13 protein-coding genes are annotated in these 14,582 nt (G+C 36.7%); all 13 read right to left on the bottom strand.

What is annotated here, in order from left to right:
• Positions 1-660 (bottom strand): CoA transferase subunit B, encoded by a 660-nt coding sequence (locus tag EKM02_RS03735; protein ID WP_126452221.1) that lies wholly within the window; start codon positions 658-660, stop codon positions 1-3.
• Positions 661-662: 2 nt separating this feature from the next.
• On the bottom strand, positions 663-1,364 hold the full coding sequence (locus EKM02_RS03730; protein ID WP_126452219.1) for a CoA transferase subunit A: 702 nt from the start codon (positions 1,362-1,364) through the stop codon (positions 663-665).
• Positions 1,365-1,552: 188 nt separating this feature from the next.
• The gene (locus tag EKM02_RS03725) at positions 1,553-3,862 is read right to left on the bottom strand and encodes a penicillin-binding protein 1A (protein WP_126452217.1); all 2,310 of its coding nucleotides are present in this window, start codon (positions 3,860-3,862) and stop codon (positions 1,553-1,555) included.
• Between the two features lie 9 nt (positions 3,863-3,871).
• Positions 3,872-4,351, bottom strand: coding sequence for a gliding motility lipoprotein GldH (locus EKM02_RS03720; RefSeq protein ID WP_126452215.1), 480 nt, complete (start codon positions 4,349-4,351; stop codon positions 3,872-3,874).
• Positions 4,335-5,591, bottom strand: coding sequence for a stage 0 sporulation family protein (locus EKM02_RS03715; protein ID WP_126452213.1), 1,257 nt, complete (start codon positions 5,589-5,591; stop codon positions 4,335-4,337). Before EKM02_RS03715 ends, EKM02_RS03720 begins: the two co-directional genes overlap by 17 nt.
• 263 nt (positions 5,592-5,854) lie before the next feature.
• The gene (locus EKM02_RS03710) at positions 5,855-6,067 is read right to left on the bottom strand and encodes a hypothetical protein (protein WP_126452211.1); all 213 of its coding nucleotides are present in this window, start codon (positions 6,065-6,067) and stop codon (positions 5,855-5,857) included.
• 841 nt (positions 6,068-6,908) lie between these two features.
• A complete protein-coding gene (tnpA, locus tag EKM02_RS03705) occupies positions 6,909-7,343 on the bottom strand; it encodes an IS200/IS605 family transposase (protein WP_126452209.1) in 435 nt (144 codons plus the stop codon).
• Between the two features lie 21 nt (positions 7,344-7,364).
• A complete protein-coding gene (locus tag EKM02_RS03700) occupies positions 7,365-8,750 on the bottom strand; it encodes a rhodanese-related sulfurtransferase (RefSeq protein WP_126452207.1) in 1,386 nt (461 codons plus the stop codon).
• Positions 8,751-9,362: 612 nt separating this feature from the next.
• Entirely contained in the window at positions 9,363-9,842 is a 480-nt protein-coding gene (locus EKM02_RS03695) for a hypothetical protein (RefSeq protein WP_126452205.1), read from the bottom strand.
• 258 nt (positions 9,843-10,100) lie between these two features.
• Positions 10,101-10,511 carry a BrxA/BrxB family bacilliredoxin gene (locus tag EKM02_RS03690; protein ID WP_126452203.1) on the bottom strand — a complete coding sequence of 137 codons (411 nt, stop codon included), beginning with the start codon at positions 10,509-10,511 and terminating at the stop codon, positions 10,101-10,103.
• A 102-nt stretch (positions 10,512-10,613) separates the two neighbouring features.
• Entirely contained in the window at positions 10,614-11,765 is a 1,152-nt protein-coding gene (locus tag EKM02_RS03685; protein WP_126452201.1) for a lycopene cyclase family protein, read from the bottom strand.
• 35 nt (positions 11,766-11,800) lie between these two features.
• Complete coding sequence (locus EKM02_RS03680) at positions 11,801-12,268, bottom strand: thioredoxin family protein (RefSeq protein ID WP_126452199.1); 468 nt, start codon at positions 12,266-12,268, stop codon at positions 11,801-11,803.
• Positions 12,268-14,544, bottom strand: coding sequence for a TonB-dependent receptor (locus EKM02_RS03675; protein ID WP_126452197.1), 2,277 nt, complete (start codon positions 14,542-14,544; stop codon positions 12,268-12,270). Before EKM02_RS03675 ends, EKM02_RS03680 begins: the two co-directional genes overlap by 1 nt.
• Positions 14,545-14,582 lie beyond the last annotated feature (38 nt).

Below are 14,582 nucleotides of genomic sequence, written 5' to 3'. Positions count from 1 at the left end.
TTAATCAATAACCATCTCCGGAACATCACCTTCAATAATTAAATCAGCTTCCGTAGAAGCGATAATATGTTCTACAGTTACACCCGGTGCGCGTTCCAAGAGTTTGAAACCTTGAGGGGTTACTTCTAAAACGGCTAATTCAGTTACTATTTTTTTAACACAGCCAACACCTGTTAAAGGCAAGGTACATTTTTTAAGTATTTTAGATTCGCCAGCTTTGTTAACGTGCATCATGGCTACAATAATATTCTCGGCAGAAGCCACTAAATCCATTGCGCCACCCATTCCTTTGACCATTTTACCAGGAATTTTCCAGTTGGCAATATCACCATTTTCGGAAACTTCCATTGCACCAAGGATTGTTAAGTCAACATGTTGTCCCCGAATCATTCCAAAACTGAATGCGGAGTCGAAGAAACTGGCTCCAGGCAAAGTAGTTATGGTTTGTTTTCCGGCGTTGATTAAATCAGCGTCTTCATCGCCTTCAAAAGGGAATGGACCCATACCGAGAATTCCGTTTTCACTTTGAAATTCAACGTCAATTCCTTCTGGGACATAATTAGCAACTAATGTTGGAATCCCGATTCCGAGATTCACATAGTAGTTGTGTTTTAATTCTTTTGCAATGCGTTTTGCAATTTGATTTTTATCTAAAGCCATAATCAGAAAATTTTTCTCACGGTTCTTTGTTCAATTCTTTTTTCATATTTCATACCTTGAAAAATTCTATTTACAAGTATTCCTGGAATATGAATTTCGTTTGGATCGAAACTACCTACAGGCAACAATTCTTCTACTTCGGCGATGGTTATTTTTGCTGCTCCGGCCATACAAGGATTAAAGTTTCGTGCGGTTCCTTTGAAAACTAGGTTACCGGCTTCATCACCTTTCCACGCTTTTACGATGGCGAAATCAGCTTTGAAAGCGTATTCCATAAGATGCATTTTTCCGTTGAATTCCCGTGCTTCCTTCCCTTCGGCTACTTCAGTTCCATAACCGGCAGGGGTGAAAAAAGCTGGAATTCCTGCTTGTGCCGAACGACAACGTTCTGCAAGAGTTCCTTGCGGGATTAATTCTACATCGAGTTCTCCAGATAGCATTTGACTCTCAAATTCGGCATTTTCACCTACGTAAGAAGAAATCATTTTTTTGATTTGGCGTTTTTGCAAAAGCAATCCAAGGCCAAAATTATCTACTCCTGCATTGTTTGAGATACAGGTTAAATCCGTAGTTTCTTTTTTTACTAATTCGGCGATGGAATTTTCTGGAATACCGCATAATCCGAAACCGCCCAGCATGATGGTCATCCCGTTTTCAATTCCTTGAAGGGCTTCATGAACGTTATTTACTTTTTTGTTAATCATAAAATTGAATGCTAGTTGACGAATTTTAATTTAAAGAAGAACCCAATCTGTTTGTAGTATTAATAACAACAAGATTTAATTTTAAGAACAAATTGCCTAGCCCAGATAGAAGCGACATCCTTTTAGTCTCCTTTTTTAAGGAGACTAAAAGATATAGCGGATGGCTGGATTAGCTCCAGATGAAAATTTTACAATTCAAATTCATCGGTATTTTGTTCAATATTAGTGGTGTCTATTACTTTTGGAGCGGTGTAGCAGTCTACTTTTATGGATAGATTTGCGGGTCTTTCAAAGGATGCTTTGGATACTTTTAGAGCGGGATCTTCGTAACAAAGTTTCATAAAATAACCCCAAACCGGCAGTGCTGCTGTGGCACCTTGTCCGTAAGTTATGCTTTTGAAACGGGCAGAACGGTCCTCGCAACCCACCCAGACTCCAGTTACAAGATTAGGAACCATTCCCATAAACCATCCGTCAGATTGGTTTTGTGTAGTTCCTGTTTTACCTGCAATAGGATTTTTAAATTGATAGGGATATCCTGTCCAGCGTTTGTCTCCGTTTCCGCCGCCGGTGGTGCGCAAACGATCTCCGGACCCGCCTTCCGTAACGCCTTCTAATAATTTGATCACGGCATACGCGATGTCTTTGTTTAAAACATCATGTGATTCAGGGATGGGTTCGTAAATAATTACGCCACCTTTATCTTCGATTCGAGATATAAATTGGGGTTTCATATACACGCCTTGATTGGCAAAGGTGCTGTAAGCAGCAACCATATCTTCGACGGTTATTTCAACGGCTCCCAAAGCAATGGAAGGCTGAAGCGGAATCTCTGATTTGATGCCTAATTTATGGGCTAAATCGACTACAGCTGCCGGACCTACTCGGTCTATTAATTTTGCGGATACAATATTGATGGAATTTGCCAATCCTCGTTTTAGGGTTACCATTCCGCTATATCTGTTGTTGGAGTTTTTTGGTTCCCAATCTTCGGTAACATTATGACGTCCTTTTCTAATCATAAAAGGGGAATCAATAATGGAATCACAAGGCGACATATTCAATTGTTCTATGGCTGTAGCATAAACAAAAGGCTTGAAAGTGGAACCAACTTGTCTGGCACCCTGCCCTACGTGATCGTATTGAAAATACTTATAATCGATACCTCCAACCCACGCTTTTATATTTCCCGTTTGAGGTTCCATCGCCATGAGTCCGGATTGTAAAAAATGTTTGTAATACCGAATGGAATCCAATGGCGTCATAATCGTGTCTTTTTCTCCTTTCCAAGAGAAGACTCTCATTTTAGTTTTTATGCTAAAGGATGCTATAATTTCTTCGTCCGTTTTTTCCAGTGATTTTAATACCGCCCATCTGTTCGAGGATTTCATGGCTTGGCTTAAAATGCGTTGTGTTTCTACAGAAGAGATGTTGACAAATGGCGCATTTTTATTTGTTTTGGATTGCTCGAAAAATTCTTCTTGAAGATTGGCCATGTGCTCCGTTACTGCTTTTTCAGCATGCAGTTGCATTCTGGAATCAATGGTAGTATAGATTTTTAGACCATCTTTGTAGATGTCATAATCTGAACCATCCGGTTTTTTATTTTCCTCCGCCCATTTTTTTAGGTAGTCTCTTAAATATTCTCTGAAATAGGTTGCTGTTCCGTCTTTGTGCGTTTGTAATTTGAACTTTAATGTGATTGGTAAAGCCTGCAGTCTTTCTTTTTCTTCTTTTGAAATTATTTTTCCTTTTTCTAATTGCAGAAGCACTACATTTCTTCGGTTTATCACTCCTTGTGGATTTCTCACAGGATTGTAAAGGCCAGAATTTTTAAACATTCCCACTAATATTGCCGACTCGCTGATGGTTAAATCCTTTGGTTCTTTCGAAAAATACGTTTTTGCGGCTGAACTAACTCCGACAGAATTGTTTCCAAAATCGTATACATTACAATACATGGCAATAATTTCATTTTTAGTGTATTGTCTTTCTAATCGGATGGCAATAATCCATTCTTTTATTTTTTGTACAATTCTAAAAGGCAGGAATTTAGATCCTTCTCCGTGAAATAATTGTTTGGCTAATTGCTGCGTCAAGGTACTGGCTCCTCCGCTGGTTCCTAAGCTCGAGATGGCTCTCAAAGTACCTCTTCCGTCAATGCCGGAATGCTCATAAAAACGAGCATCTTCCGTTGCGATTAGTGCTTGAACCAAATTTTTTGGCAAGTCAGAATACTTTAATTGAGATCTGTTTTTTTCGAAATATTTACCTAAAACCACACCGTCAGCGGATATGATCTCAGTCGCTAAATTAGAATCGGGATTTTCTAAATCTTCAAAAGAGGGCATCGAACCGAAGATTCCCCAGGAAGCAAACAGGAAAAATAAAGCAAGACTTCCTAACCCTACAAAGAATATTTTCCAAAAAATCTTTTTGTAATGAGCCATGTCTTTGTCATTATCTTTAGCGGGACTGTTGTTTTTTTTGATAGCCATAATACTATTTTATTCTTTTTTTTCTATTCTAAAACCTACCTCTGTAATTCCGTCTAAAGCCGTCACGCCAGGAACTTTGCCGTTTTCTCTGACTGCTTGCTTAATATGAACGGTGTATTTGGATCGAAACCGTACATTTTCCTTATAAAAAAGTTTGCTTTCTTTTATGTCTGAAAACCCATTCCCTAATAGTAATCCCTCCGGATCAGCCATTTGGTATTCGAGCGTGTCTACTTTTGTAAAACCATTAGGTAGTTCTAAAGCTACAATTAAGAACAAATTGTTGTATTGATACGCATTATTCGCTCTCAAATTCACAAACAAATTATAGCGTTTTGTGGAATCTAGTTCTGGTAAATGGAACGTTACAATGCTGTCTTTATGCCACGCACTACCCATAGATTGATAGTCATCAAAAACCCTTTTTTTATCACACGACCAGAATAGAATTACTACCAAAAGAAGTAAAGCGCTATTTTTTATCCACATTTTTAGTAATAATTATAGGTTTTCTTGGCTCCGCAGGCTTTTTGTCATTTGGAGTCTGACGGGTATTGTTTACAGGTTTGTTGCTGTTTGCTACAATTGCATTTTCACCGCCCGGTTTTCGTTTTTTATTTGGTTTTTTCTTCGTTTTGGGTTGATCAAAACGAGTTAAACTTTCTTGTCCCATTGCATTATTGAAGTTTTTCTCTGGTTCTGCAATGATTTCTATTGCAAAATCTTCTAGCGAAGAAACTTTATTTTTCAGTTTGTTTTCAGCGATGATTTCTCGGACTTGATCAATTTTCAATACGTGCCAATTTGCAAAATTATTGGTGTAGGCAAACCACATTAATCCTTTGAAAATATCTTGTTTCTGGCAAATGGCATCTCCTTTTTCCGTCACCAATTTTGTTTCAAAATCCGGGAAGTCTTTCAAAGCATCCATGTACGTATCCAATTCATAATTCAAACAGCATTTCAATTTTCCGCATTGTCCGGCTAGTTTTTGTGGATTCAAAGACAGTTGTTGGTACCGTGCCGCTGAGGTATTTACGCTTCTAAAATCCGTCAGCCAAGTCGAACAACACAATTCTCTTCCGCAAGAACCTATTCCGCCTAAACGAGCTGCTTCCTGACGGAAACCTACTTGTTTCATTTCTATTCGGGTACTGAATTCTTTAGCAAAATCTTTAATTAATGCTCGAAAATCAATTCGGTCATTTGCGGTGTAATAAAAAGTAGCTTTAGATCCATCTCCTTGAAATTCAATATCCGAAATTTTCATTTCCAATTTTTGAGCAATCGCTAGTTCCCGAGCACGAACCTTCATAGGCTCTTCTTTTTCGCGAGCTGTAGACCAAATATCAATGTCTTTTTGGGATGCTTTTCTATAAATTTTCGGAATTTCGTTGCCCAGGTGATTGGCTCCTTTTTTCTTCATTTGAATTTTAACTAATTCTCCTGTCAAAGTAACAATTCCTATGTCGTGTCCCGGAGAAGCAACAGTAGCCACGATATCGCCCATGCTTAACGTTAATTTCTCTGTATTGCGGTAAAATTCTTTTCTGCCGTTTTTGAAGCGTACTTCCACACAGTCAAAAGGGGCGTCACCATTAGGCAGACTCATATTAGAAAGCCAATCAAAAACCGTCAATTTATTGCAGCTGTCGGTGCCGCAAGTCCCATTATTTTTACAACCTTTAGGTGATCCACCATCAGAAGTTGAACAACTTGTACATGCCATAATTTTATATATAGTGTTGCGACGAGCACAACTTATGTTTTTAAAACGTTTAATTGGTAAAGATAGTATTTTTTAATTTTACGTCACAACGCATAAAAGCACGAATGCCTCATAAATTTTCAATAAAAAAACCCATTACAAATTAGTTTGTAATGGGTTAGTTTTGAATTCTTTCTTATAAAGATACGATGCATTTTATATCTATTTTGACTTCAAAGTTTATCTCATGAATGTCTGCAGCCGTTTCAACGGTTGGCTATATTTTAATGGTTGTGTGTTTTTAGAACATAGCCTACGGTTTCAACCGTTGGCAACGTAAAGAACAACACATTGTTTTTCAAAGGTTGTCCCATGAATCTCTCCAACCGTTGAAACGGTTGGTTGTAGTTTAATGGTTGTTTGTTTAGAACATAGCCCACGGTTTCAACCGTTGGCAACGTGAAGATCAATACATTGTTTTTCAAAGGTTTTCTCATGAATGTCTCCAACCGTTGAAACGGTTGGTTGTAGTTTAATGGTTGTGTGTTTTTTGAACAGAGCCCACGGTTTCAACCGTTGGCAACGTAAAGAACAACACATTGTTTTTCAAAGGTTTTCTCATGAATGTCTCCAACCGTTGAAACGGTTGGTTGTAGTTTAATGGCTGTGTGTTTAGAACATAGCCCACGGTTTCAACCGTTGGCAACGTAAAGTAAAGAACAATACATTATTTTTCAAAGATTGTCCCATGAATGTCTCCAACCGTTGAAACGTTTGGCTATAATTTAATGGTTGTTTGTTTTTTGAACATTGCCCACGGTTTCAACCGTTGGCAACGTAAAGTAAAGAACAATACATTATTTTTCAAAGATTGTCCCATGAATGTCTCCAACCGTTGAAACGTCCAACCGTTGAAACGGTTGGCTATGGTTTAATAGATGTGTTTGTTTAGAACATAGCCCACGGTTTCAACCGTTGGCAACGTAAAGTAAAGAACAATACATTATTTTTCAAAGGTTTTCTCATGAATGTCTCCAACCGTTGAAACGTTTGGCTATAATTTAATGGTTGTTTGTTTTTTGAACATAGCCCACGGTTTCAACCGTTGGCAACGTAAAGAACAACACATTATTTTTCAAAGATTGACCCATGAATTTTTCCAACCGTTGAAACGGTTGGCTATGGTTTAATAGATGTGTTTGTTTAGAACATAGCCCACGGTTTCAACCGTTGGCAACGTAAAGTAAAGAACAATACATTGACCCATGAATGTCTCCAACCGTTGAAACGGTTGGCTATAGTTTAATGGTTGTGTGTGTTTTGAAGATAGCCACGGTTTCAAATTTGGCTTAACCCATGTAATTTTATAAATTCGTCAAATTCATCTTGAGAATTTTTCTTTAAATGATGTTGCTTTTGATTCTTTATGTAATTATAAACGGCTTCTAATTGAGATTCACTAACGGAATAAGCGGCATAACCTGTTTGCCAAGCAAATTTTTCAATCATTAAATTTTCTCCATTTATAGAATGTGACGAGCTCCCTTTAATTTGTTTTATTACATCTGCAATTGATTTTTGTGGATTTAATAAAAATAAGGCGTGAATATGATCGGGCATTCCATTAATGATTCGTACGGGACATCCCAATTCAATTAATTCTTGTCTGATATAGTCGTATACTTGTTTCTCTATTGAAAAGTCAATTAATTCACCTCTGTTTTTGGTTGCCCAAACAGCATGAATCCATAATTTATTAAAGGAATGTGGCATACAATTAGTTTTAAATTTCCACTAATCTACAACTTTATATAATTTATCTGACAATCGAATCCGGAATGGCAATTTAAAAGTACAAGTGTCTCCAGAAACTGCTTTTTCTTGTGCAAAATCGTTCACCAGCATTTCTTCGATTACCAGTTTTTGCTCGCCTGTTGTAAGGCCTTTAATCAGAATCGTATCACCAATTTTGATTTCGTTTTCTTCAATTAGAAACTGACCAATACTTGGTTTTGGATAAAAGTGAGTTCCTTTTCCAATGTATTGTTTTTTGATCTTTATTTCTTTTTTGAGAACGGTAGCTACTCTGCGAGCAATTTTTGACTCAGCCAATTCACTAAGATTCGGAACTCCTGCTAATGGATCTTGATTATTTTTGAAAGTCAAAACGTCTGATTTCCCTTTTTTGAAAATCTTATTTCCGTTTTTAATTCCTCTGCGGATGGCTTTTTGTTCTTCTTCCGGCAAATGAATCACAATTACACATTCCGTAGAACAGCAACCTTCCATTTTTTCCTTGCAAGAATCACATTGGATAAAAAGTAAATGACAGCCTTCGTTCACGCAATTCGTATGTACGTCACAAGGTGCGCCACATTGATGGCATTGCGAAACAATATCGTCTGTGATTCTTTCGCCCAATCGGTGATCAAATACGAAGTTTTTACCAATAAATTTACTTTCTAAACTTTCTGCTTTTACCTGACGTGTGTATTCAATAATTCCGCCTTCCAGTTGGTACACGTTTTCAAAACCTTTATGTTTGAAATAAGCACTGGCTTTTTCGCAGCGAATACCTCCGGTGCAATACATCAATATTTTTTTGTCTTGTTTGTGTTCCGTAAGCTGCTCTTCGATAATGGGTAATGATTCCCGAAAAGTATCCACATCTGGTTTTATAGCTTTGGTGAAATGTCCAATTTCACTTTCGTAATGATTTCGCATATCGACTACAATCGTGTTTGGATCTTCGAGAAGTTCGTTGAATTCCATTGCTTTTAGGTGAATTCCGATATTCGTCACATCAAAAGTTTCATCGACTAAACCGTCAGCTACAATTTTGTCACGCACTTTTACAGTCAGTTTCAAAAACGAGTGATCGTCTTGTTCTACCGCAATATTTAATCGGATTCCTTTCATGAAATCATAAACTTCAATTGAATCTTTGAACGCGTAAAAATTATCGGCAGGCAATGATAATTGGGCGTTGATTCCCTCACTGGCTACATAAATCCGACCCAAAACTTCAAGTGAGTTCCACGCCAAAAATAATTCGTTACGAAATTGTGTTGGATTTGAGATTTGCGCATAAGCATAGAAAGACAGCGTAAGACGTTGTTTTCCGGCATCATCAATCATAATGCCTCTTTCCTCTGCGCTTAATGTGTTATACAGTTGCATGCTATAAACAGTTTTAAGTTGAGAAATATATTTTTTGCAAAAGTATGGAAAAAGGTTCAGAGAGGCAAAGTTTTGAAGGGACTAAGGTTCACAATCATTGACAATAGACGCTTAATTTTCCTTAATGTCTTAATGGTTTAATTTTTTGGAGCTATTTCCAGCTTTCCGCTATATCTCTTGTTTCCGCTATCGCTACAACAAGAGGATGCCGCTGCAATCTGGGCTAGGATAGTTGTGGTTACAGTTATATGTTGCGTTTTTTGTCATTCTGAGGAACGAAGACCCGAGCGCTAGCGAACTGGCGGAGCAATCGCGGTGTTGTGAGCAACTTGTATGGACTCTTCCTTCGTCAGAGTGAAAATTTTGGTAGTGATTTGGAGACACAACGGATTGATTTTACTGCGTTTAGTTTGTCATTCTGAGGAACGAAGAATCTCTGATTGTTCAGACGTTGAAATATTTTGATTTTACCCTAATGTTCTCTTTTTGATTTCAAGCTCAAACTAACATTTTGATTGTACTTATGATTAGTAGTTTATTGTTTTCTTTAAATTATTCATTCTCATTAAGAATGGTAGTGTAGTTTTTTTAGCTAAATTTCAAAGTATTATTTTAGTATTTAGTATTTAAAAAAGCAACACATTGATTGGTATTCCGTTTTTTAATTACTACAAAACTTTTTATGTTTTTCATGTTAATCGTATCTGATACAGATTTTCTAATTTCTTTTCCATTTAGCACATATCGTAATTTATTAAAATCTGGTTTTAGTTCGTGTGCTTCCATAAAAACGATTACTCCATTTAATTTGCTTTCGGCTCCTAAAATTTCTTCAATCACATCTGAATTTTTTGGAATAATGACTAAACCTTTTCTGTTTAGTTTTGAGAATACATAATGATTTGCATCTAATTTTGAATAGAATTTGATCGATACTTTTGAGATGACTACTATTGGGCTAGCTCCAATTAACGAATCCTTCATGGCTTCTTCTGCATAATTCTTAAGACTTATTTTTTGGGATGTATCTTTTGCTATAGAATTACAAGATGCTAGGGAGAGCAAAAAAATTAATGTAAAATATTGTTTCATAGGATTTAAAGGTATAAATTTCTTTTTATTGGCAACAACATCAAATATACACCTCTTTTTCTAGCACCAAATATCTTTTAGCCCAGATAGCAGTGGAAATCCTTTTTTATCCGCTTTTTAGCGGAAAAAAAGATTGTAGCGAATAGCTGGAAATAGCTCCAAATAAAAAAATTATACAAAGTTTACGTTGTTTATAAATAAAAAACCCTTTCAGAGTTTAGAACTCTGAAAGGGTTAATATATTCTAAAATGTAAATTTTAACAATACTCGTTAAATGCGTCTTTCAAGTTTTCAGCAATTAATTCTGCTGGGCGACCTTCAATGTGATGACGCTCTAACATGTGCACTAATTCTCCGTTTTTGAACAAAGCCATACTTGGCGATGATGGAGGAAAAGGGAACATGTGTTGTCTTGCGGCATCAACTGCATCTTTGTCAACTCCTGCAAAAACGGTGATTAAATGGTCTGGTTTCTTAGCGCCATCCAAACTCATTTTTGCCCCCGGACGTGCGTTTCTGGCAGCACAACCACAAACCGAATTTACAACTACAAGTGTTGTTCCTTCTAATTTTATTGCGTTTTCTACTGCTTCAGCACTATGTAAATCTTGAAAACCTGCAGCGGTTAATTCGGCTTGCATTGGTTTTACCATTTCTTCTGGATACATATCTTTTTTATTTTAAATCAATACTAATTTTGAATTGCAAAGTTACAAAGTTTACAATCAAGTATAGGAGTTGAATTATAAAGTTTTGTTATAGTTTGATTTCTATTTCATTGCTTTGAAAGCTACATGAAAAATAGCTTTAATAAATAGGATTTTGGGACATTTTAGAATAACGGTAATGTCCTCAATAAAAGAAGTTTCCTCATCCAGAAATTTAAAAATTAATGTTGGATTTCCTTTTTTGAACATCGAAGAAAAGATAGAAGAACCCAATTCATTTTTTCGGTCTAAGATGTCTAGCAAAAGCAAATCGTACAACCAGAATTTGGTTCTTTTGTGAAACTTAGTAAAGTCGGTTTCCCTTTGTAGAAAGGCAACCAATTCTGTTGATTTTTTATCCGAATTTTTGAAAGTATAGCCCGTACTGGCTTTCGTCCAGCCGCCAGAAGTTCCTATGTTGATTGCGTTTTTCGTATTGGCTTTCCAAAAAGGATAACACGTCATGGGAATACTACCTTGTTCTTTTTCAACGATTTCATAGTTTGTAATCCCAAGTTTTTCGATGTATTGCTGGATTTCGTTTTCGTACTCCTCAGTTTTTAAATGTTTGTGCGAAAACAACGTGTATTCCAGCAAAGCTTCAGTTTTGGAAGTAGGCAACACATACATAAAACGGGTATTTCCTTTTTGTTCCACTGAAAAATCCATGAAAGTAGCTTGTTCGGGATTGAATACAGCTTGCTCACTTTTGATAAACCAACCTATAAAATGCTGTTGTAAAACAGGATATTTTGTCTGGTTTTCTGCTTTTTTGTTGTTGTAAATACTATTAAACAATTTCGAGCAGGAAAAGGATTCGCTTTCGGTTTGTACCAGAATGATAGTTTCAGATTCTTCGATTTCCAAAACTTTCTGGTTGATGAACGTGATGTTTTCTTGTTTTGAAAGCAGATCAAATACCTGATTATAGAAATCCAGCCCTTTAACCATATTGTAGCGGTAGGGTTTCAAGTCTAAATCTCGTCGAAAATCTGAATTGGCAAACAAAGCCGAATCCCATTTCTTGGAAATGGATTGTTCCCAAACCGAATCACTAGTTTTCCAAAAACACCAGGTTCTGTCGTTGGTTTTTTTGGTATTTTCATCCAATAACAAAATACTTTTATCTCGGAATTTACCAGATTGGACCATTTTATACACGGTCATCAAAGCCGATAATCCTGTGCCGGTAAAGATGTAATCGAAGTGTTTCATTTGAGAATTTGACATTTCCTCAAAAATAGACAATTTTATTCTTTTAGTTTGGCTAAAATCAGCTTAAATTCTTTTGGGTTTAAGTAGCCGTTGTGCTGAAAAATAATCTCATTTTCACTGTTCAAAACACACAAAACAGGAAAGTTCAGTTGTTTGTTGACTGTTCCTAATGCGAGGGCCAGTTCATGTATTCCGGAGTTGTTTCCCGTGGGTCGGAATTGAAAACTGGTTTTGTTAAAAATAACCGTTCGCTTTTCCTCGGCATTAAAATCAATAAAATAGAAATTAGAATTGAGCTGGGTAATAATTTCCTTGTTTTTAAAAGTGGTGTTTTTCATCGCATGACAAAATTGGCACCAATCGGTTTGAATAAAAACTATCGTTTTTCTCTTTTTGTTATTTTGCAAACTGTCAATTTGTTCAAACGAAACCGAATGCAACTGCGCGAATCCAGAAGGAATTGCAAAGCATAGGAGTACCAGTAAATACAGTTTTTTTCTCATTATCTCAAGGTATATCGGAGTCCGAAAAAGCTTCTGATTCCCTGGTTGGGCCCATATACATAGGTAGTGTCAAAGGTTAGTCCATAGGGATTTTGGGGAGTGGCCTGCGCTTGTCCGTTTGTGTCGTAGGTTACATTTTTATCAAAAGGATCATCAGTTCTTGCAATCAAAAAAGGGTTGTTTTGTTTGGGTAAAAAGTTCAACAGGTTTTTAATTCCGACATAAATTTCAAAATCAGGTAAACCAGAATACGTGAATTGAATGTTTTGTAAACTGTACCAAGGTGATTCTGGAGCACGGGGATCTAAAGCGCTTAAAAGTGGGAGTCGCATAGGGCTGTATAGATTTCCGGTGTAATCAATATTTAAATCGATAGCTTGAATTTTATAGGAAACACTCCAAGTTGCTGTAAATTTTTCAGTTAGAATAGGGTTTTCTTTTCGGCCATTTTGAACGTTTTTATTGTCAAGCAGGGAAGCACCGGTGATAATTTTTAATCCATTAGGAAAATTGAAATCGATATTCGCACTGATTCCTTGACTTATCGCATAACCGTTGATGTTGTCATAGATGATTTGGTTGGGATCAGTAACATAATCCGATATTATCTTATTGCTGAAGCGGGTATGAAATAAGGAAGTTTCAATGCCAATAAAGGTTCCGTTATCAAAATTTATTTTCTTAATATAATTCAAATTTGCATTTACGGATTGCTCGGGCTTTAGGTTGTTTGCAATTATAACTTCGCGAGCACCAGTCAAGGCAGCATGATCTTCGGTGAATAAATTCACGACTCTAAACCCTGTCCCGGTATTTAAACGAATGATATTATTATCGTTCAATTTCCATTTATAGGCTAATCGTGGTGTGAAAATATTTCCGTGAAATGAGTTGTAATCGTAGCGCATTCCCAGTAAAAGTTTGTGTTTTTCGGTAAATGTAATTTCGTCCTGAACAAAAATCCCCGGTAGCCAGGTTTTCTCTGGGTTGTTATTTCCCTGTTTTAATGTTGCCGGTGTATTGTCATCGTAATAATTGTATCGGGTGGCAATTCCTGCAAGCAGGTCGTTTTTTCCTATTTTCTTATCCCAAGTTAACTGTAGAAAACCAATTTTTTGATTCGCAATATAGCTCGTTGTACCGTATCTGCTATCCTGATAATGTACATTTCCTGAAAAAGACAGCATTAGTTTTTCCTGAAAAGGCAATTGGTAACTTCCTATTAATTCTGCTCGTTTGGTATAAATGCTTTCGCCATAGATTTCGTCTCCGCCACGGTGTTTTTTCTCCCAACGCACATCGCCGCCAAAACGGTCTTCATATACCCCACGCGCCGCAATAGTGAACAAACGGTTTTCTTTTCTGTTGAAAGTCCATTTTTGAAAAAGGGAGATTCGGTCCGAAAGTGTAACATCTGTAAATCCGTCATTGTCGTTGTCTATTTTTTGATTGTAGCTAAAATAATTTAAACCTAGAAGTGCCGTAGCTTTCTGCCCAACATTGAGTTTTACTCCTAAATCAACATTGGTCTCTAACCAAGAAGTTGAGAAAATATCAGCCGAAAACAAGGGAGCTTTTGTTGGATTTTTGGTAATAATATTGATCAAACCTCCAACAGCCTCACTACCGTATAGAGACGAAGCGGGACCTTTTACGATTTCGATTCGTTCGACCAGTGAATTTGGAATTCCAGATAATCCATACACCGTAGATAAACTGCTCACGATGGGCATTCCGTCTATTAAGACCAGAGTATACGGGCCTTCGAGTCCGTTAATATGAATGTCGCCTGTATTGCATACGCCACAATTGAGTTGCGGACGCACGCCATTTACATTTTGTAAAGCTTCGTAAATACTGGCTGTAGGGTTTTTTTTGAAAAATGTGGGAGAATATACTTCAACAGGAACGGGACTTTCCAGTCTTCTTACGGGTTTTAAAGTTCCGGAAACCACGACCTCGTTGAGTTGATTGTCCGTGTTGTATAGTTCAAAGTTAACAAGAATTGAATCGTTTTTTTTTATACTTATAGTTTTGTTGACCGTTTGAAAACCGGCTGCGGTAATTTGTATTTTATAATTTCCCTCAGGAACAGCATCTATTCTATAGTGGCCTAAACTATCGGTTTGAGTTGTGTAATTAGTTTTTAGTAAAAGGACTTGCGCTGCTTGAATTTTCTTTTTTTCCGAAGAAATGAAGCCCGAAACACTACTTTTTTCTTGGCCAACTATCATTTGGAACGAAAAGGCAAGTAGTAAATAAAATATATTTTTCATTATTATAAATTAAATTTTAGACAAATCTAAAAATAATA

Source organism: Flavobacterium sp. RSP49 (assembly GCF_003968735.1).
GTDB lineage: Bacteria > Bacteroidota > Bacteroidia > Flavobacteriales > Flavobacteriaceae > Flavobacterium.
The sequence above is the reverse complement of the archived record's forward strand: the minus strand, read 5'-3'. Positions and strand labels throughout refer to the sequence as shown.

Bases quoted from the DNA above. Each gene is read 5' to 3' on its own strand.
- EKM02_RS03675 (WP_126452197.1), bottom strand. From the start codon at position 14,544: ATGAAAAATATATTTTATTTACTACTTGCCTTTTCGTTCCAAATGATA.
- EKM02_RS03695 (WP_126452205.1), bottom strand. From the start codon at position 9,842: ATGAAACAATATTTTACATTAATTTTTTTGCTCTCCCTAGCATCTTGT.
- EKM02_RS03720 (WP_126452215.1), bottom strand. From the start codon at position 4,351: ATGTGGATAAAAAATAGCGCTTTACTTCTTTTGGTAGTAATTCTATTC.
- EKM02_RS03725 (WP_126452217.1), bottom strand. From the start codon at position 3,862: ATGGCTATCAAAAAAAACAACAGTCCCGCTAAAGATAATGACAAAGAC.
- EKM02_RS03690 (WP_126452203.1), bottom strand. From the start codon at position 10,511: ATGTATCCAGAAGAAATGGTAAAACCAATGCAAGCCGAATTAACCGCT.
- EKM02_RS03680 (WP_126452199.1), bottom strand. From the start codon at position 12,268: ATGAGAAAAAAACTGTATTTACTGGTACTCCTATGCTTTGCAATTCCT.
- EKM02_RS03710 (WP_126452211.1), bottom strand. From the start codon at position 6,067: ATGAGAAAACCTTTGAAAAACAATGTATTGATCTTCACGTTGCCAACG.
- tnpA (WP_126452209.1), bottom strand. From the start codon at position 7,343: ATGCCACATTCCTTTAATAAATTATGGATTCATGCTGTTTGGGCAACC.
- EKM02_RS03730 (WP_126452219.1), bottom strand. From the start codon at position 1,364: ATGATTAACAAAAAAGTAAATAACGTTCATGAAGCCCTTCAAGGAATT.
- EKM02_RS03700 (WP_126452207.1), bottom strand. From the start codon at position 8,750: ATGCAACTGTATAACACATTAAGCGCAGAGGAAAGAGGCATTATGATT.
- EKM02_RS03715 (WP_126452213.1), bottom strand. From the start codon at position 5,591: ATGGCATGTACAAGTTGTTCAACTTCTGATGGTGGATCACCTAAAGGT.
- EKM02_RS03735 (WP_126452221.1), bottom strand. From the start codon at position 660: ATGGCTTTAGATAAAAATCAAATTGCAAAACGCATTGCAAAAGAATTA.
- EKM02_RS03685 (WP_126452201.1), bottom strand. From the start codon at position 11,765: ATGAAACACTTCGATTACATCTTTACCGGCACAGGATTATCGGCTTTG.